Origin of the sequence: Kitasatospora sp. NPDC086791 (assembly GCF_040685975.1) — a bacterium.
Lineage (GTDB): Bacteria > Actinomycetota > Actinomycetes > Streptomycetales > Streptomycetaceae > Kitasatospora.
This window is the reverse complement of the sequence record NZ_JBFBOC010000003.1, coordinates 115,055-133,035: the sequence shown is the minus strand read 5'-3', so window position 1 is coordinate 133,035 and position 17,981 is coordinate 115,055. Positions and strand designations below refer to the sequence as shown.

The 17,981-nt window shown below is 74.1% G+C and carries 13 protein-coding genes; 9 read left to right on the top strand and 4 right to left on the bottom strand.

Features of this window, described 5'->3' with window-relative positions; all coding sequences use genetic code 11:
• Positions 1-22 precede the first annotated feature (22 nt).
• Entirely contained in the window at positions 23-2,302 is a 2,280-nt protein-coding gene (locus AB0Q99_RS07595; RefSeq protein WP_363569384.1) for an FdhF/YdeP family oxidoreductase, read from the bottom strand.
• A gap of 161 nt (positions 2,303-2,463) precedes the next feature.
• On the opposite strand from AB0Q99_RS07595, the gene AB0Q99_RS07590 reads away from it, so the two are divergent.
• Entirely contained in the window at positions 2,464-4,371 is a 1,908-nt protein-coding gene (locus tag AB0Q99_RS07590) for a serine/threonine-protein kinase (protein ID WP_363569383.1), read from the top strand.
• Between the two features lie 62 nt (positions 4,372-4,433).
• Here the strand turns inward: AB0Q99_RS07590 and AB0Q99_RS07585 are convergent, their stop codons facing one another.
• Both AB0Q99_RS07585 and AB0Q99_RS07580 read right to left on the bottom strand, forming a co-directional pair.
• On the bottom strand, positions 4,434-6,359 hold the full coding sequence (locus AB0Q99_RS07585; protein WP_363569382.1) for an FAD/NAD(P)-binding protein: 1,926 nt from the start codon (positions 6,357-6,359) through the stop codon (positions 4,434-4,436).
• Positions 6,356-7,309, bottom strand: a complete 954-nt coding sequence (locus AB0Q99_RS07580; protein WP_363569381.1) for an amino acid ABC transporter permease — start codon at positions 7,307-7,309, stop codon at positions 6,356-6,358. The genes AB0Q99_RS07585 and AB0Q99_RS07580 overlap by 4 nt, the downstream gene beginning before the upstream one ends.
• A 735-nt stretch (positions 7,310-8,044) precedes the next feature.
• Between AB0Q99_RS07580 and AB0Q99_RS07575 the strand changes: the two genes are divergently transcribed.
• From AB0Q99_RS07575 to AB0Q99_RS07545, 7 genes are all read left to right on the top strand, one after another.
• Positions 8,045-9,244: an LLM class flavin-dependent oxidoreductase gene (locus AB0Q99_RS07575; RefSeq protein WP_363569380.1), complete on the top strand. Its 1,200-nt coding sequence runs from the start codon at positions 8,045-8,047 to the stop codon at positions 9,242-9,244.
• Positions 9,241-9,843 carry a GNAT family N-acetyltransferase gene (locus AB0Q99_RS07570; protein WP_363569379.1) on the top strand — a complete coding sequence of 201 codons (603 nt, stop codon included), beginning with the start codon at positions 9,241-9,243 and terminating at the stop codon, positions 9,841-9,843. The genes AB0Q99_RS07575 and AB0Q99_RS07570 overlap by 4 nt, the downstream gene beginning before the upstream one ends.
• A 10-nt stretch (positions 9,844-9,853) precedes the next feature.
• Positions 9,854-10,801 (top strand): ABC transporter substrate-binding protein, encoded by a 948-nt coding sequence (locus tag AB0Q99_RS07565; RefSeq protein WP_363569378.1) that lies wholly within the window; start codon positions 9,854-9,856, stop codon positions 10,799-10,801.
• A gap of 55 nt (positions 10,802-10,856) precedes the next feature.
• Entirely contained in the window at positions 10,857-11,894 is a 1,038-nt protein-coding gene (locus AB0Q99_RS07560) for an amino acid ABC transporter permease (protein WP_363569377.1), read from the top strand.
• Positions 11,895-11,932: 38 nt separating this feature from the next.
• Entirely contained in the window at positions 11,933-12,685 is a 753-nt protein-coding gene (locus AB0Q99_RS07555) for an amino acid ABC transporter ATP-binding protein (protein WP_363569633.1), read from the top strand.
• Positions 12,686-12,768: 83 nt separating this feature from the next.
• The gene (locus AB0Q99_RS07550) at positions 12,769-13,758 is read left to right on the top strand and encodes an ABC transporter substrate-binding protein (RefSeq protein ID WP_363569376.1); all 990 of its coding nucleotides are present in this window, start codon (positions 12,769-12,771) and stop codon (positions 13,756-13,758) included.
• Positions 13,759-13,870: 112 nt separating this feature from the next.
• The gene (locus AB0Q99_RS07545; RefSeq protein ID WP_363569375.1) at positions 13,871-15,091 is read left to right on the top strand and encodes a serine/threonine-protein kinase; all 1,221 of its coding nucleotides are present in this window, start codon (positions 13,871-13,873) and stop codon (positions 15,089-15,091) included.
• Positions 15,092-15,286: 195 nt separating this feature from the next.
• Here AB0Q99_RS07545 and AB0Q99_RS07540 read toward each other — a convergent pair whose 3' ends face one another.
• Positions 15,287-16,042 carry a helix-turn-helix domain-containing protein gene (locus AB0Q99_RS07540; protein ID WP_363569374.1) on the bottom strand — a complete coding sequence of 252 codons (756 nt, stop codon included), beginning with the start codon at positions 16,040-16,042 and terminating at the stop codon, positions 15,287-15,289.
• 217 nt (positions 16,043-16,259) lie between these two features.
• On the opposite strand from AB0Q99_RS07540, the gene AB0Q99_RS07535 reads away from it, so the two are divergent.
• Complete coding sequence (locus AB0Q99_RS07535) at positions 16,260-17,966, top strand: DUF885 domain-containing protein (RefSeq protein ID WP_363569373.1); 1,707 nt, start codon at positions 16,260-16,262, stop codon at positions 17,964-17,966.
• Positions 17,967-17,981: the final 15 nt, after the last annotated feature.

The window sequence follows — 17,981 nt, the reverse complement described above, 5'->3', positions numbered from 1 at the left end:
GCCTTCGCGTGCGGACGGGGGCCTAGGCGCCGGTGTCGTCGGCGAAGCGGATGACCACGGCCTTGGAGGTGGGGGTGTTGCTGATGTCGGCGGTGGAGTCCAGCGGGACCAGGACGTTGGTCTCCGGGTAGTAGGCCGCGGCCCCACCGCGGGCGACGGGGTAGTGGACGACGCGGAAGTGCGGGGCGCGGCGTTCGACGCCGTCCTTCCACTCGCTGACCAGGTCGACGTACCGGCCGTCGGTGAGCCCCAGTTCGGCCGCGTCGGCGGGGTTGACCAGGACCACGCGGCGGCCGCCCTTGATGCCGCGGTAGCGGTCGTCCAGGCCGTAGACGGTGGTGTTGTACTGGTCGTGGGAGCGCAGGGTCTGCAGCAGCAGGCGGCCCGGCGGGACCTCGGGCGCGGTGAGCGGGTTGACGGTGAAGTTGGCCCGGCCGGTCGCGGTGGGGAAGGTGCGGGAGTCGCGGGGCCCGTGCGGGAGGGTGAAGCCGCCGGGGCGGCGGACCTTCTCGTTGAAGTCCGCGAAGCCCGGGACGACGCGGGCGATCCGGTCGCGCAGGGTGTCGTAGTCGGTGGCGAAGTCCTCCCACGGCACGGTGTCCCGCGGGCCGAGGACGGCGCGGGCGAGGCGGCAGACGATCGCCGTCTCGGAGAGCAGGTCGGGTGCCGGCGGACGCAGGCCGCCGCGGGAGGCGTGCACCTGGCCCATCGAGTCCTCGACGGTGACGAACTGGGCACCGGCGCCGGTGACGTCCCGGTCGGTGCGGCCGAGCGTGGGCAGGATCAGGGCGCGGGCGCCGGTGACCACGTGCGAGCGGTTGAGCTTGGTGGAGACGTGGACGGTCAGCCGGCAGCGGCGCATCGCGGCCTCGGTGACCTCGGTGTCCGGGGTGGCCGCGACGAAGTTGCCGCCCATCGCGAAGAAGACCTTGACCCTGCCGTCGCGCATCGCCCGGATGGTGTCCACCGAGTCGAGGCCGTGCTCGCGCGGCGGCTCGAAGCCGAACTCGTTCTCCAGCGCGTCGAGGAAGGCCTTGGCGGGGCGCTCGAAGATGCCCATCGTCCGGTCGCCCTGGACGTTGCTGTGCCCGCGCACCGGGCAGACGCCGGCGCCGGGGCGGCCGACGTTGCCGCGCAGCAGCAGGAAGTTGACCACCTCGCGGATGGTGGGGACGGCGTGCTTGTGCTGGGTGAGGCCCATCGCCCAGCAGACGATGATCTTCTTCGAGCCCAGCACCAGGCGGCCGAGCTCCTCGATCTGCTCCCAGGGCAGACCGGTCGCGGCGAGCACCTCGTCGTGGTCGGCCTTCCGGGCCTGGGCCTCGAACTCCTCGAAGCCGTGGCAGTGTTCGGCGATGAAGGCGTGGTCGACGCCGTCCTGCTCCAGGATGATCCGGTTGAGCGCGCGGAACAGCGCGAGGTCGCCGCCGAGGCGGATCTGCAGGAAGAGGTCGGTCAGCTTGGTGCCGTGGCCGGCCAGGCCGCGGGCGTGCTGCGGGTTCTTGAACCGCTCCAGGCCGGCCTCCGGCAGCGGGTTCACGCTGACGATGGTGGCGCCGGCCCGCTTGGCGCGCTCCAGGGCGGAGAGCATCCGGGGGTGGTTGGTGCCCGGGTTCTGGCCGGCCACGATGATCAGGTCGGCCTGGTAGAGGTCCTTGAGGCTGACGCTGCCCTTGCCGACGCCGAGCGTCTCGGTCAGCGCCGAGCCGGAGGACTCGTGGCACATGTTGGAGCAGTCCGGCAGGTTGTTGGTGCCGAGCCGGCGGGCGAACAGCTGGTACGCGAAGGCGGCCTCGTTGCTGGTGCGGCCGGAGGTGTAGAAGGCGGCGCCGTCCGGGGTGTCCAGGGCGCGCAGCTCCTCGGCGATCAGCGCGAAGGCGTCGTCCCAGGAGACCGGCGTGTAGTGGGTGGCGCCCTCGTCGAGCAGCATCGGCTGGGTGAGCCGGCCCTGCTGGCCGAGCCAGTAGCCCGAGCGCTCGGCGAGGTCGGCGATCGGGTGGGCGGCGAAGAACTCGGCCCGGATCCGGCGCTCGGTGGCCTCCTCGGCGACGGCCTTGGCGCCGTTCTCGCAGAACTCGGCGGTGTGCGTCCGGTCCGGCTCGGGCCAGGCGCAGCCGGGGCAGTCGAAGCCGTCCGGCTGGTTCACCTTGCGCAGGGTGGCGAGGGTGCGGCGGGCGCCCATCTGCTCGGCGGCCATCCGGAGGCTGTGGCCGACGGCGGGCAGTCCGGCGGCCGCGTGCTGGGGCGCGGACACCTCGGGGGCGTCCTGCGCCGGGTCGCTCTGCGGGGCCTGCTTGGCCATGACCGCTCTCCTCGGCTCTGCTCGATCCGGCCGTACCGCCGGGGGCCGCCGCTCCGTCGCGGGGCTCGGTGCCCATCCTCCCACCTGGCCGTGGGCGGGGGGAGGGGCGGTGGGCGGCGTCGGTAGAGTCCTCTCCGTCATGGCGGATGGGGGAGGGGCGCGTGCGAGTCGGTGACGTCCTGGACGGCCGGTACGAGCTGGCGGAGAAGCTCGGACAGGGCGGGTTCGGGGTGGTGTGGCGGGCCCGGGACACCCGGATGCGGCGGCCGGTGGCGGTCAAGGTCATCGGGCACCACGGCGGCGACCAGGCGAAGGCGGCGCTGCGGTTCGTCCGGGAGGCGTGCGCGGCCGGCAACCTGTCGCACCCGCACATCGTCACCGTGCACGACCTCGGGCAGTGTGAGGTCGGCGACCGGGAGGTCACCTTCCTGGTGATGGAGCTGCTCACCGGCCGCACCCTGACCGAGGTGCTGGGCGAGGGGCTGCCCGAGCCCGCGCTCAGCCTGCGCTGGGGGCGGCAGATCAGCGACGCGCTGGCGGCCGCGCACGACGCGGGCATGGTGCACCGGGACATCAAACCCGACAACGTGATGATCACCGACGCCGGGCACCTGAAGGTGCTGGACTTCGGCATCGCCCAGCTGGACACCGGCGCGGGCGGGCTGACCACCACCGGGACGATCGTCGGCAGCCCCGCCTACATGGCGCCCGAGCGGTGGACCGGCGGCCGGGTGGACGGCCGGGCGGACCTGTACGCGCTCGGCTGCGTGCTGGTCGAACTCTTCACCGGGGCGAGGCCGTTCGGCGGGGACTCGACGCCGGTGCTGATGTACCAGCACCTCAACGAGGCGCCCCCGGCGCTGGACCCGGCGCAGTTCGGGCTGCCGCCGCAGGTGGCCGGGCTGGTCGCGGAGCTGCTGGCGAAGGACCCGGCGGACCGGCCGGCGGACGCCCGGACGGTCGAGCGGCGGCTCGCGGAGCTGGCGGCGGCGCCGGGCGGCGGGGCGGGCGCGGTCGCGGCGGTGCCGACGGTGGTGGACCGGGGGGTGCCCGTGGCGGGGCCGGTGGGGCCGGTGGTGCCTCCGGTGCCGGCCGTGCCACCCGTCGTACCTCTCGTACCGGCCGTGCCTGCCGCTCCGCCCGCGGTGCCTGCCGCTCCGCCCGCGGTGCCTGCCGCTCCGCCCGCCGTGCCGCCCGCCGTGCCGAGCGCGGCCCCGTCGGTGCTGTCGCCGCTGACCACGCCGCCGGTGCTCGCCCCGCCGCCGGCCGAGGCCGTACGGGCCGCGCTGCGCGAGCGGCGGTCGGCCGCGTACCGGGCGGCGACGGCCGGGGAGTCGGCGATCCAGCTGCAGGCGGTCGCCCAGGAGTGCGTGGCCGCGCTCGGCGCGGGCGACCGGGACACCCTGTGCGCCTGGCGGGACTTCACCTGGTACCTCAGCCGGGCCGGGGACCTGGAGGGCGCGATCCGGCTGCTGACGAGCGTCGTGGACGACATGCGCTCGGCGTTCGGCCCGCTCGACCCGGACACCCTCGGCGCCCGCTACCACCTGGTGTGGTGCATCGGCGAGAGCGGCGCGGCGGTCACCGCGATCCGGCTGCTGAGCGAGCTGCTGCCCGATCTGTACGCCGTCTGGGGCCCGCAGGACAGCCGCGTCCTGAAGGCCCGGCACGACCTCGCGGTGCACCGGGCCAACCGGGACGACCTGCAGGGCGCCGTGCTCGACCTGCACGGGCTGCTGCCCGACCTCGCCCGGGTGCTCGGCGAGCACCACCCGAGCACCGCGCAGGCCTGGCAGGACCTGGCCGGCTACCAGCAGCGGCTCGCCCGGGCGGGCCGTCGGGGCACGGGCGGTCCGCACCGGCGCCGGCCGCCGCGGATGAGCCCGATGGAGGCGCTGGTGCTGGTGCGCCGGCTGCGGGTCTGGGACTTCGCCACCGACCAGGAGGCCCGGGCCTGCATGGACGCGCTGGAACGCGGGACCGGCCTGAAGGGCGTCACGGACGTGGTGTTCGAGGCTCCGGACCACGTGTCGGACGAGGACCTGGTGGAGGAGATCTTCGGTCCCTGAGGGCCCTCAAGCCGCTCGGATCCTGAGGCCCCTCGGATATCTCGGCCCCCCGCCGCGACCGCTCACGCCGCCAGTGCCGCCGTCGGGAGCGCCGCCAGCGCCCGCAGCAGCGCCCGGGCGGCCGCGTCGTTCTGCCGGAAGCCCGGGGCGTCGGTACGCGGCCGGGCGAAGGCGGCGGCCGAGCGCAGGCTGGTGTGCGGGCCGAGCGCGGTGCGGCGCGGGTGCGGGGCGCCGCCCAGGGCCGGGTCGAGCAGCCGGCTGTCGGCGGGGGCGATGGTGACCAGGCCGGAGTGGTGGGTGTAGTCCGGGTCGCGCACCACCTCCTCCACGATCCGCCCGGCGCGGTGCAGTTCGCGCAGGACGGGGTCGCGGGTGCGGGCCAGCGCGTGCTTGGGCAGGTACGCCTCGACGAGCGCCGTCGCGTGGACGGTGTGGCCGGGCACGGTGGTGCCCCGGGCGCGCCAGGTTCCGGTGGTCTCGTCCCGGTCGACCCGTACGCCCGCGCCGAGGAAGCGCACCACCCCGGCCTCGGAGAGCGCGAGCAGCTGGCGCAGCCGGAAGCCGGGCGGGCCGGAGGCGAGGAAGCTGAAGTAGCCGAAGAACCACTCGTCCACGTCCTCGGCGATCGAACGGGCGGTCAGCCGGCCGCTCGTGAGGACCCGCTGGAGCTGGCCGAACAGCGACAGCAGGGCGAGGAAGGCGCCGAGGTCGGCGCTGTGCGCGGGGTCGGCGCGGCGGTCGGCGTCGGCGGTGACGTATCCGCGCAGGTGGGCCTGGAGCTCCTCGGCGGAGCCGAGTACGAGGCCGGCCAGCGGGTGGTCGAGCCGTTCGAAGTCGATCCGGTCGGCGGGGTCGGGGACGGCCTCGGCGACCAGGGCGGCGAGTTCGGAGGTGTACCAGCCGTGTCGGTCGTACCGGGCCAGGAACTCGGGCCAGGGCAGCGCGGTGCGTTCCGGGTGGGCGTGGAACAGCTCGTGGAAGTGCCCGAAGGCGATCTCCTTGGCCATCGCCGGCCAGAAGTCGCGCCGCAGCCGCAGCGGTCCCTCGGTGGCGAGCACGGCGTCGACGGCGGCCGCGTCGAAGTACCGGGGGAGCGGGGCGGGCGGCCCTTGCAGGCGGTAGCCGGTCTTGGAGTGGTACGGGACGCCGCGCCGGGAGCCGAGGTGGAGCACCGGTTCGCGGCCGGACGGGCGGTAGCGCAGCGCGTCGCCGCGGCCGGTGGGCTCGAAGTGGCCGCCGCGGCCTTCGGTGAGCAGCGAGACCAGGTCGACGGCGGCCAGGCCGAGGCCGCGCAGCACCACCTGCTCGCCGGGGGCGATGGCCGCCAACTCGGCGGCCACGTCGGCGGAGTAGGCGGGCGGGAGGTGGAAGCGGCCGTGCCGGGCGGCGAAGTCGGCGTCGGCGGCGTGCCGCGGGTGCGGGGCCGAGTCGAGGTGGCCGAGGGTGAGGGCGACGTGGTCGGCGGTGAGCGTCCGGTCGCCGAGGTGGACGGTCTGCGGGCCGTCGGCCGGGCCCTCGATCCGCCGGACGGTGTCCCGGTGGACGGTGACGCCGATGTGCGGCGGCAGGTCGGCGACGGCGCGGCGGAACACCCAGTCCAGGTAGGCGCTCTGGGCCCGGCGGGTGGGGAAGGCGGTGGGGGCGAGGGTGTCCAGCTCGGCCCGGACGGCCGGGTCGGCGACCTGCCGGTAGGGCGCGAACTCCTCCTGCCGGAGCGCCCATTCGGCGAGCGAGGGGCCGGGGCGGACCGGCCCTTCGAGGGTGGAGCGCTCGTCGGTGAACATGGTGACGTCCTCGGCCATCGAGTTCATCCGCAGCAGCGGGGACTGGTCGTGGCGCCAGATCCGGCCCGCGCCGGGCGGGTACGGGTCGACCAGGTGGATCTCCAACGGCCGGTCGGCGGGCAGGAGTTCGGCGGCGTTGGCGGCGATCCGCTCCAGCAGGCCGGTGCCGCGCGGGCCGGCCCCGACGATGACGAGCGTGCTCATGACGCCACCACCCGGCGGAGGGTCGCGCGGGCCCGCTGCAGCGGAGTGGGCGGCAGGCCGTCGCGGGTGGCGCCCTTGGCGAAGTGCCGCTCCACGTAGTACTGGCCGATGGACAGCAGGGTGGTGATCGCCAGGTACCAGAGGGTGGCGACCATCAGCATCGGGATGACCCGGTACGACTGCAGGTAGACCAGTTGCACCGAGTAGAGCAGGTCCGAGACGGCCAGCACGCTGACGATGCTGGTGCCCTTGAGCGCGCCGATCAGCATGTTGCCGGCGGTCGGCACGATCGCCCGCATCGCCTGCGGCACGACGATCCGGCGCAGCACCCGTCCGCGGCCGAGGCCGAGCGCGGCGGCCGCCTCCAGCTGGCCGCGGTCCACGGAGAGGATGCCGCCGCGGATCACCTCGGCGGCGTAGGCGGTCTCCAGCAGGGTGAGGCCGATGACGGCGGTCAGGGTGGGGCCGATCAGGTCGACCGTCCTGACCGTGACGAACTCGGGGCCGAACGGGATGCCGAGGCCGAGCGTCGGGTAGAGCGCGCCGATGTTGAAGAAGAACAGCAGCTGCACCAGCGGCGGGGTGGAGCGGAAGATCCAGATGTAGCCCCAACTGAGCGTGCGCAGCACCGGGTTGGTGGAGAGCCGCATGGTGGCGAGGACGGTGCCGAACACGAAGCCGAGGGCGAGGGTGACGGCGGTCAGCCAGAGGGTCAGGGTGAGGCCGTCCAGCACGGAGCGGGCGGTGAACCAGTCCGCGACCACGCCCCACTGGAAGGCGTCGTTGCGGATCACCGAGGTGACCGCCATCGCCGCCAGCAGCAGCGCGACGGCGGCGGCGACCCACTGACCGGGCTTGCGGCGGGCGACGATCCGGGCCTCGGGGGCGGGCGGCGGGGCGGGGTGGGCGGGTGTGGAGGGGGCGGGCAGGACGTCCTGCGGGGTGGCCATGGCGAAGGCTCCTGGCGGGAGTGCGGGCGGGCGGGTACGGCGGCGGTCACGTACGAACGGCCTGGGCGCCGGGCCGCGTCCCTCAACGCGTCCGGCACGGTTGCACTGCACTCCGCCGTGATCGTACGCAGGCGCGAACGAGGGCTGTCAAGGGTGGCCCGCGGGGTGGAAACGGTTCTTCGACCGCCGTCGGAGAAGTGACAGGAGATCGCAACAGTGCGGCAATGATGGACGGTTGACGCAGGCCCGGGCGGCTGTTCAACTTGACGCCATGAACGCCGAGCAGCCCCTGGTCACCCGCGACCACATCGACTTCGGTCGGGTGTGGTCCGCGGCGTGTCGCGGCTGACCCGACAGCGGCCGCCCGTCCGGCCCTGATCCCCTCGGCCCTGATCCCCTCGGCCCTGACCTCCCGCGGCCCTGATCCCCTCGGCCCCGCTTCCTTCGGGGAGTCCTCCCTCGGTGTGCCCCGCCGCGGGCCGGGAGCCGCCGTCCCCGTCCGACGGCACCTCAGGCATCAGCCGTCTTGGCCGACTTCGCACTGCGCTCCGGCAGTCCTCCCGTTCCGTCCGGCCCCGTCGCCCTGCCCTTCGGCCTGCCCTTCTCCCCGTCCTTCGCCCTGCGCTTCAGCCTGCCCGCTTCACCGTCACGTGCTCGACGGCCGCCCCGCCGCGGCCGCCTCCGGTCCGCCCACCCGCGGTCCACCGGATCCCCGCTCACCCGAAAGGTTCCGCCATGCCCGTCGAATTCCTCGGCATCGCCGCCACCGGCGACGGTTCGGAGACCACCCCGCGCACCACCGCCGCCTTCGACCGCGACTACACCCTGCGGCTGGCCCGGGCGCACGAGGACCACGGCTGGGACCGGGTGCTCTTCGCCTACGGGGCCGGCGCCCCGGAGCCGGCGGCCGCGGCGGCCTTCCTCGCCTCGCACCTCGACCGGCTGCAGATCCTGCTGGCGCACCGGCCCAACGTCTCCTACCCGACCTTCGCCGCCAAGACCTTCGCGACCCTGGACCGGATCAGCGACGGCCGGCTGACCGTGCACTTCATCACCGGCGGCAACGACCACGAGCAGCGGCGCGAGGGCGACTTCCTCACCAAGGACCAGCGTTACGAGCGCACCCGCGAGTACATCGGCATCGTGAAGAAGGCGTGGACCAGCCGGGAGCCCTTCGACCACGAGGGCCCGCACTACCGCTTCGAGGACTTCGTCTCGGACGTCTTCCCGGTGCAGCAGCCGCGCCCGGCGGTCTCCTTCGGCGGCTCCTCGGACGCGGCCTACGCGGCCGGCGGCGCCGAGGCGGACATCTACTGCCTCTGGGGCGAGCCGCTGGCCCGAACCGCCGAGCAGATCGAGCGGGTGGCGGAGGCGGCGCGGGCGGCCGGGCGGACCGAGCTGCCGCGGATCCAGGTGGCGTTCCGGCCGATCATCGCGCCGACCGAGGAACTGGCCTGGGAGAAGGCGCACCGGACGGTCGCCGCGATCCGGGCCCGCCGGTCCGCCGACCGGCCGCGGGCGGTGGGGACGGCGGGGACGGCCGGGCCCGGGGCCGCGGCGCCGGAGGTCGTGACACCCGAGAACGTCGGCTCGCAGCGACTGATCGAGATCGCCGAGGCCGGCGAGCGCTACGACCGCGCGCTCTGGACCCCGACCGCCGCGGCCACCGGCGGGGCGGGCAACTCCAACGCGCTGGTCGGCACCCCGGAGACGGTCGCCCAGGCGCTGCTGGACTACTACGACCTCGGCGTGGACATCCTCTCCGCCCGTGGCTACGACCTGCTGGACGACGCCGTCGACTTCGGCCGGTACGTCATCCCGATCGTCCGCGAGGAGGTCGCCAAGCGGGACGCCGCCAAGGCCGCGGCGGAGCAGGCGGCCCAGGCCGAGCGGGCCGAGCGCGACCGCCACCAGCTGATCGCGGCGCAGGCGTGAGCACCGCACCGGTGGCCGAGTTCCGCCGGGTCGCCGTCGACGACCCGCTGGTCGAGCCGCTGCTGCGGGAACTCACCCACGAGTACGTCACCCGGTACGGCCCCGAGGCGCACCAGGAGATGAGCCGCTACCCGGGCGAGGCCTTCGCCGAGCCGCACGGGGTGCTCCTGCTCCTGCTGGAGGACGGCGAGCCGGTGGCCGGCGGCGCGTACAAGCGCCACGACGAGCACACCGCCGAGGTGAAGCGGATGTGGACGCACTCCGCGCACCGTCGCCGCGGCCTGGCCCGCCGGGTGCTGGCCGAGCTGGAGCGGACGGCCGCCGCGGCCGGCTACACCCGGTTCCACCTCACCACCGGCCCGCGTCAGCCGGAGGCCAGGGGCCTCTACCTGGCGGCCGGCTACACCCCGCTGTTCGACCTCACCGCCGACCCGCTGACCATCGGCCCGCTGCCCTTCGAGAAGGCCCTGAAGGCCCTGAAGCCCCTGAAGTCCTCGAAGCCCTCGAAGTCCTCGAAGTCCTCGAAGTCCCTGAGGTCCCCGTCCGGCCCGTCCGCCGGGACGCCCCTCCCCTCCCCGCACCCCGCCCGCACTCCCTGAAAGGCCCCCCGTGAGAACCACCACCGTCCGCCGCCGCCTGCTCGCGGCCACCGCCCTGCTGCCGGTCCTGGCGCTGGCCGCCTGCGGCTCGGACCCGAAGATCGCGGGCGCGGCGGGGGCGGGCGGCCCGGCCGCCTCCGCCACCGAGGACGTCGTCTCCGGCCTGGCCAGGTCGGAGGCCGCGGCCGCGCTGCTGCCCGAGGAAGTCCGCAAGGCCGGCACGCTCAGGTTCGGCTCCTCCTTCGGCTCGGCGCCCACCGCCTTCTACGTCGACCAGGTGAGCAAGAAGCCCGCCGGGATCGACGTGGACTTCACCGACGCGGTGGCCAAGGTGCTCGGCCTGACCGTGGACCGGCAGGACGCCGCGTTCGAGACCATCCTCCCCGCTCTGGACAGCGGGAAGTTCGACGTCGGCACCGGCAACTTCGGGGTCACCACGGCTCGGCTGAAGACCATCGACTTCGTCACGTACATCGACGACGGCCAGGGCTTCGCGGTGAAGAAGGACAACACCGCGATCCAGCCGGTCACCGACCTGGTCCAGCTGTGCGGGCTGACCGTCGGCACCGGCGCCGGCACCACCTTCGAGACCACCCTCAACAGCCGCAGGAACGTCTGCACCGATGCCGGGAAGAAGCCGTACGAGGTCAAGGCGTTCAGCGAGAGCGGGGCGTTGCTGACCAGCCTCCAGCAGGGCCGGGTGGACATCGAGATGTCCACCATCAACGGCCTGCGCCACCAGGCCGCGCAGGAGGACTCCGGGCTGCGCTTCCTCGGTGAGTTCCACCGCCTCGACGTCGGCTTCGCCTTCAAGAAGGGCTCGAAGCTCACCCCGGCCTTCCAGGCGGCGGTCAACCAGCTGATCAAGGACGGGACGTACGAGCGGATCCTGCGCAAGTGGGGCGTCACCGACTCGGCGATCAAGGAATCGCAGATCAGCCCGCCCGAGCACGCGTGAGCGCGGGCCCGGGGCCGACGACCGGCCCTTCGATCACAGGCCCAAGGAGCCTCCGATGACCGTCACCACCGAGACCCCCGCGGCGCCGTCCCGCCGCAGACCCGCGAACGCGGCCACGGCCACGGCCACAGCCACGGCCACGGCCACGGCGGCCGTCGACCTCGACGGCCTGGACGGCCTGCGGACCGTCCCCGCCCGGCACCCCTGGCGCTGGGCGGCCGGGGCCGCCGCACTGGTCGTCCTCGCCCAGTTCACCCACGGCCTGGCCACCAACCCCGGCTGGGACTGGGCCACCTTCCGGGTCTACTTCACCGCCGACACGATCCTCCGGGCGATCGGCCGGACCCTCGAACTCACCGCCTACGGAACGCTGCTGGGCTTCCTGCTGGGCGCCGGGGTGGCCGCGATGCGGCTGTCCCGCAGCGCGATCCTGCGCTCCATCGCCTGGGCGTACGTCTGGGTGTTCCGCTCGATCCCGCTGATCGTCCAGCTGGTGTTCTGGTTCAACCTCTCCTACCTGTACAAGCGGTTCGGGTTCGGCATCCCCTTCGGCCCGACCTTCGGCGACGTCGAGACCGTCGGCGTGCTCGGCGCGCTCGGGGCCGCGGTGCTCGGCCTCGGGCTGCACCAGGCCGCGTTCGCCGCCGAGATCATCCGCGGCGGCATCATCGCGGTGGACGCCGGCCAGCGGGAGGCCGCCGCCGCGCTCGGCATCCCCCGCGGGCGGCAGGCCTGGCGGATCGTGCTGCCGCAGGCCATGCGGGGCATCCTGCCGGCCGCCGCCAACGAGGTGATCTCGCTGCTCAAGGGCACCTCGGTGGTCTACGTGATGGCCATCGGCGAGCTCTTCTACCAGACCCAGGTCATCTACGGCCGGACCGGCCGCGTGGTACCGCTGCTGATGGTCGCCACCGTCTGGTACGTGCTGCTGACCACCGTGCTGTCGATCGGCCAGTACTACGTCGAACGCCACTTCGCCCGCGGCGCGCAGCGCACTCCGCCGCCGACCCCGCTGCAACGCGTCCGGGCCTTCGTCCGGAGCCTGCCGGACCGCACCCAGCCCGCCGCCCGCACCTCCGGAGGACAGCCGTGACCACCCTGACCGAGGCCGGACCGACCGCGGCCGCCCCGATGGTGCAGGTGCGCGGCCTGCACAAGAGCTTCGGCCGGCTGGAGGTGCTGCGCGGGGTCGACCTGGACGTCCCGGCCGGTTCGGTGACCGTGGTGCTCGGCCCGTCCGGCTCCGGCAAGTCCACCCTGCTGCGCGCGATCAACCACCTGGAGAAGCTGGACCGCGGCCACGTCGCGATCGACGGCGAACTGATCGGCTACCGGCGCTCCGGGGACCGGCTGTACGAGCTCAAGGAGCGCGAGGTGCTGCGCCAGCGCACCGGCATCGGCTTCGTGTTCCAGAACTTCAACCTGTTCCCGCACCTCACCGTGCTGGAGAACCTGGTCGAGGCGCCGGTCGCCGCGCTGCGCCGGCCCCGGGCCGAGGCCAGGGCGACGGCGCTGGCGCTACTGGAGCGGGTCGGACTGGCCGACAAGGCCGCCGCCTACCCCCGGCAGCTGTCCGGCGGGCAGCAGCAGCGGGTGGCGATCGCCCGGGCACTGGCGCTGGAGCCGAAGGTGCTGCTGTTCGACGAGCCGACCTCGGCACTCGACCCGGAGCTGGTCGGCGAGGTGCTGGACGTCATCCGGGACCTGGCCCGCAGCGGCACCACGATGATCGTGGTCACCCACGAGATCGGCTTCGCCCGCGAGGTCGCCGACACCGTGGTCTTCATGGACGGCGGCGTGGTGGTCGAGCAGGGCCCGCCGGCCGAGGTGCTGGACCGGCCCCGGCAGGACCGCACCCGGGCCTTCCTCGCCAAGGTCCTCTGAGCACCCCGGTCTCCCCCTCCCGAGACCCTCTCCTCCTTACCGCCCCCACTTTCAAGTCCCTTTCACCGAGCAGGAGTTCCACCATGTCCCTACCCCGTCGCGCCCTGGTGACCTCGGCCGCCTCCCTCGCCGCCGCCCTCGTCCTGGCCGGCTGCGGCAGTGGCGCCACGGGGGCCTCCGCGGAACTCGCCCCGGCCAAGGGCAGCACCGCGCCCGACGGCACGGTGGTGAACCTGTCGCCGAACCAGAACCGGGTGACGACGCCGAAAGTCGACGCGATCGCTGCGCTGGTTCCGGAGGAGATCAGAAAGAAGGGGACGCTGACCGTCGTCGACTCGATCGGCTCCACCCCGCCGCTGGACTTCTACGCCAACGACGACAAGACCATCATCGGCGTCGAACCGGACATCGCCACCCTGATCGGCGGAGTGCTCGGCCTCAAGGTCGAGTTCAACCCGGTCTCCTGGGAGAACATCTTCGTCGGCCTGGACAGCGGCAAGTACGACGTGGGCCTGTCCAACATCACCGTCACCGAGGCGCGCAAGGAGAAGTACGACTTCGCCACCTACCGGCTGGACATCCTGGGCTTCGAGGCGAAGAAGGGCAGCGGCCTCAAGGTCACCGGCCCCAAGGACCTCGCGGGCAAGTCGGTCGGCGTCGCCACCGGCACCAACCAGGAGAAGCTGCTGGTCGCCTGGAGCGAGGAGAACGTCCGGGCCGGCCTCAAGCCGATCGACATCACGTACTTCCAGGGCAACGACTACTACCTGGCGCTCTCCTCCGACCGGATCGAGGTCTACACCGGCCCCAACCCCAGCCTGGCCTTCCACGCGGTGCAGACCGGCGAGACCGAGATCGCCGGCACCTACTCGGGCGGCGGCGCCGACGTCCTCGGCAAGATCGCGGCGACCACGAAGAAGGACAACGGCCTGGTCAAGGCGCTCAACGCGGCGATCGAGGAGACGATCAGGAACGGCACCTACGGGCAGGTGCTCAAGCGCTGGGGCCTGGACAACGAGGCCGTGCAGTCCTCCGAGATCAACCCGGCCGGCCTGCCCAAGCCGAAGCCGTAGCGGCATCCCGCGGCGCCGGCCCGGGTCCGTTCACCCACTCGTCCCCGCCCGCCGCTAAGGTGACCCCTCCGACGGCGAACGCCGGGCGGGCGCGGTCGAGTTGGGGGAGGACATGGAGAAGGGCGACGTGCTCGGCGGCCGGTTCCGGCTGGAGGAGCAACTGGGCAGGGGTGGCTTCGGCGTGGTCTGGCGGGCGACCGACACGACCATCGACCGGGAGGTCGCGGTCAAGGTGCTGCTCGCCGAGCACGCCACCGACCGGGAGGCGGTCAGCCGGTTCGTCCGCGAGGCCAAGACGGCCGGCGGCCTCAACAACCCGCACATCGTGACCGTGTACGACTACGGCTGGACCGAGACCGGCTCCGGGAAGATCCCCTACCTGGTGATGGAGCTGGTCCGCGGCCGGGCGCTGTCCGACGTGCTCAAGGACGGTCTGCCGGACCACGCGAAGGCGCTGCGCTGGATCCGGCACGTCTGCAAGGCGCTGGACGCCGCGCACCGCTCGGGCGTGATCCACCGGGACATCAAGCCCGCGAACGTGATGATCACGCAGCAGGACGACGGCAAGGATCGGGCCAAGGTCCTGGACTTCGGCATCGCCCGGCTCGTCACCCAGACCGTCCAGATCACCATCACCGGCGAAGTGATCGGCACCGTCCCGTACCTCGCGCCCGAGTGCTGGTCCGGCGGCGTGGTGGACGGCCGGGCCGACCTCTACGCGCTCGGCGTCATGCTGTACGAGGTCTGCACCGGCGGACGGCCGTTCCGCGCCGTCCAGCCAGCCGAGTTCGTGTACAAGCACCTGCACGAGGTGCCGCCCCGGGTGCGCAGCACGGACCCGGCGCTGGCCGAGCTGATCGCCCAACTGCTCGCCAAGCCGCCCGGGGACCGGCCGTCCGGTGCCGCCGAGGTGCTGGAGCGGCTGCGCGCGGTCCGGCCGGGGATGCTGCGCCCGGACGACCCCAGCCCGGAGCAGCTGCGCCGGCGGGCCGACCGGGCCTGGCAGCACGGCGCGGCGGGCGAGCCGGCCGAGGCGGTGGAGATCCTCACCGCGCTCGTCCCCGACTTCGCCCGGATCTGCGGCCCGGCCGACCCGCGCACCCTGCGCACCTGCCACGACCTGGCCTTCTGGCTGGCCCGGGACGGCAGCCCGGGCGCCGCGGTCACCCTGCTGGACGAGCTGACCCAGGTGTCGGGCGCCGACCCGGAGGCCCGGGCCGACGCGCGGCGCGACCTCGCGCACTGGCAGCGGGAGGTCGCCCGGCTCGGCCCGGGCCGGCCGCGCGCGCTGAGCCTCGGGGTGCTGCTCGGCGGCGGCGCGCAGGCCGGCTGAGGCGTCCTCGCCGAGCGGGCCGCCACGCCCGCTCCGCCCGGTTCCGCCTGGTTCCGTCGGGGCGTGCGGGCGGGCGCCCGGGCCGCCGGGCTCAACTGCCCGTGACCACGCGGCCGAGGCCGGGCCCGACCCCCTGGCCCGGGGTCGGGGCCGCCGTACGGTGCGTCACCGTCCGCGCCGTCCGAGCCGTCCGCCTCACGGCCGGCGCAGGACCTCGCGCAGCCGCTCCGCCCGTTCCGCCCGCGGCCCCTCCAGCGCGAGCACCCCCGCCAGCACCTCCGCCGTCTGCGGATCGTGCAGCGCCGTCGCCGCCGCCATCGCGGTGAACTGGTCCACCAGCCAGTCGCGCAGCTCGGCGACCGGCAGCTCGCGTCCCTCGTCCAGCCAGCTCAGCGACGCGCCCTCGACCACCGCGATCCACGAGCGCACCAGCAGCGTCAGCCGCGGTCCGGCCTCCCGCACGCCCAGGTGGCGCAGCGTGCGCCGCAGCGCGGCCCGCCGGACGTCGTCCACGATCGCCGAGGTGCGGGCCGTCTCCACCACCGAACCGCCGCGCAGCAGCGCCGAGTAGCCCGCGTCGTGCTCGGCCACGAAGGCGAAGTAGCCGTCCAGCACGGCCGACAGCTGCTCGGACGGCGTCCCGGCCAGCCGCACGGCGAAGCGGCTGGTCAGCTCGTCGGCCGCGGTGCGCAGCGCGGCCTCGTACAACTGCTGCTTGCCGCCCGCGAAGTAGCGGTAGACCAGCGGGCGGGAGGCCTCGGCGGCCTCGGCGACGTCGTCCAGGCTCACCTCCTCGGGCGGCCGGGTGGCGAACAGCTCCAGGGCGACCGCGATCAACTGCTCGCGCCGTTGCTGGACCGGCAGCCGCCGGTAGCCGGTGCGGCGCGGGCGCAGGTCGGGTACGGCCGGGGCGGGCACCTGGTCGGATGCCGAGGTGGGGCGGGCTTCCATGGCGGTCAGCGTAATCGGCGCCGGACGGATCGGATCCGGTCGGGCCGAACGGATTTTCGCGGGTCGGTCCGGGGATCGGCCCAGGATCCGCCCCGGATCGGCCCGGGATCGGCCCGCGGACCGGTCCGGGACCGACCCGGGACCGGTCCGCGGATCGGGCCACGGACCTCGGTGGCAAAGGGGTTGCAAACGGGCCGCGCCACGAAATGATGTCCGGATGGTTGAAGAACTGATCACCGCCGACGGCACCACCCCGCGCCGCATCGCGGACGGGTACGTCCGTGCCCTGGCCGAGCTCGACCCGCTGACCGCGGTCTACCTCGGTCTCAACCCCGAGGACGAGCGCCTGCCCGACCTCTCCCCGGCCGGCCGCGAGGCGATCGCCGACCTCGGCCGCCGCACCCTGGCCCAGCTCGACGAGGCCGAACGGGCCGGCGCCGCCGAGGACGAGGCCGAGCGCCGCTGCGCCCGGCTGCTGCGCGAGCGGCTGACCGCCGAACTCGCCGTCCACGACGCGGGGGAGGACCTCCGCGCGGTGCGCAACCTGGCCTCCCCGCTGCACGACCTGCGGGAGGCCTTCACGCTGATGGCCACCGGCACCGAGGCCGAGTGGCAGGTCGTCGGCCGCCGGCTGGCGAAGGTCCCGGTCGCGCTGGAGCAGTACCGGCAGACCCTGGTCGCGGGCATCGAGCGCGGCCTGCTGTCCGGCCCGCGCCAGGTGACCACGGTGGTCGGGCAGATCGGCGAGTGGCTGGAGGGCGAGGTGCCCGGCGGCTGGTTCGGGCAGTTCGTCCAGGACGCGCCGGAGGGCCTGCGCGCCGAGCTGTCCGGGCACGCGGTGGCCGCCTCCGAGGGGCTGGCCGCGCTGCGCGACTGGCTGCGCGACGTCTACGGCCCGGCCGCCGCGGACACCCCGGACGCGGTGGGCCGCGAGCGCTACCGCCGGTGGGTCCGCTACTGGGCCGGCGCCGACCTGGACCTGGACGAGGCGTACGCCTGGGCCTGGACCGAGTTCCACGACCTGCTCGCCCAGATGCGCGCCGAGGCCGAGAAGGTCCGTCCCGGCTCCGACCCGATGGCGGCGATGGCCTGGCTGGGCACCGACGGCCCGGCCGTCGAGGGTGCCGAGGGCATCCGCGAGTACCTGCAGGGCCTGATGGACCAGGCGGTCCGGGACCTCCAGGGCACCCACTTCGACCTGGCCGAGCCGATCACCCGGGTCGAGTCCAGGATCGCCCCGGCCGGCAGCGCCGCCGCGCCGTACTACACCCCGCCGTCGCTGGACTTCAGCCGTCCCGGGCGGACCTGGCTGCCGCTGCTCGGCCGGGAGCGCTTCCCGCTCTGGGACCTGGTGTCGATCTGGTACCACGAGGGCGTCCCGGGCCACCACCTGCAGCTCGCGCAGTGGAACCACGTCGCCGACCGGCTCTCCACCTACCAGGTGAGCCTCGGCGGGGTCAGCGCCAACCTGGAGGGCTGGGCGCTGTACGCCGAGCGCCTGATGGACGAGCTCGGCTACCTCACCGACCCGGGCCAGCGCCTCGGCTACCTCAACGCGCAGATGATGCGCGCGCTGCGGGTCATCGTCGACATCGGCATGCACGCGGGCCTGGACTTCCCGGCCGACTCCCCGTACAAGCCGGGCGAGCCGGTCAGCCCGGAGCACGCCCGCGAGTTCTTCGGGCGGTACTGCGGCCTGTCCGACGACTTCCTGGACAGCGAGCTGGTCCGCTACCTGGGCATGCCCGGCCAGGCGATCGGCTACAAGCTCGGCGAGCGGGCCTGGCTGCGCGGCCGGGCGGCGGCGCGGGCGGCGCACGAGGCGCGCGGCGAGGAGTTCGACCTCAAGGCCTGGCACATGGCGGCGCTCTCGCAGGGCTCGCTGGGGCTGGACGACCTGGTCGAGGAGCTCTCGGCGCTGTAGCCGACCGTGCTGAGG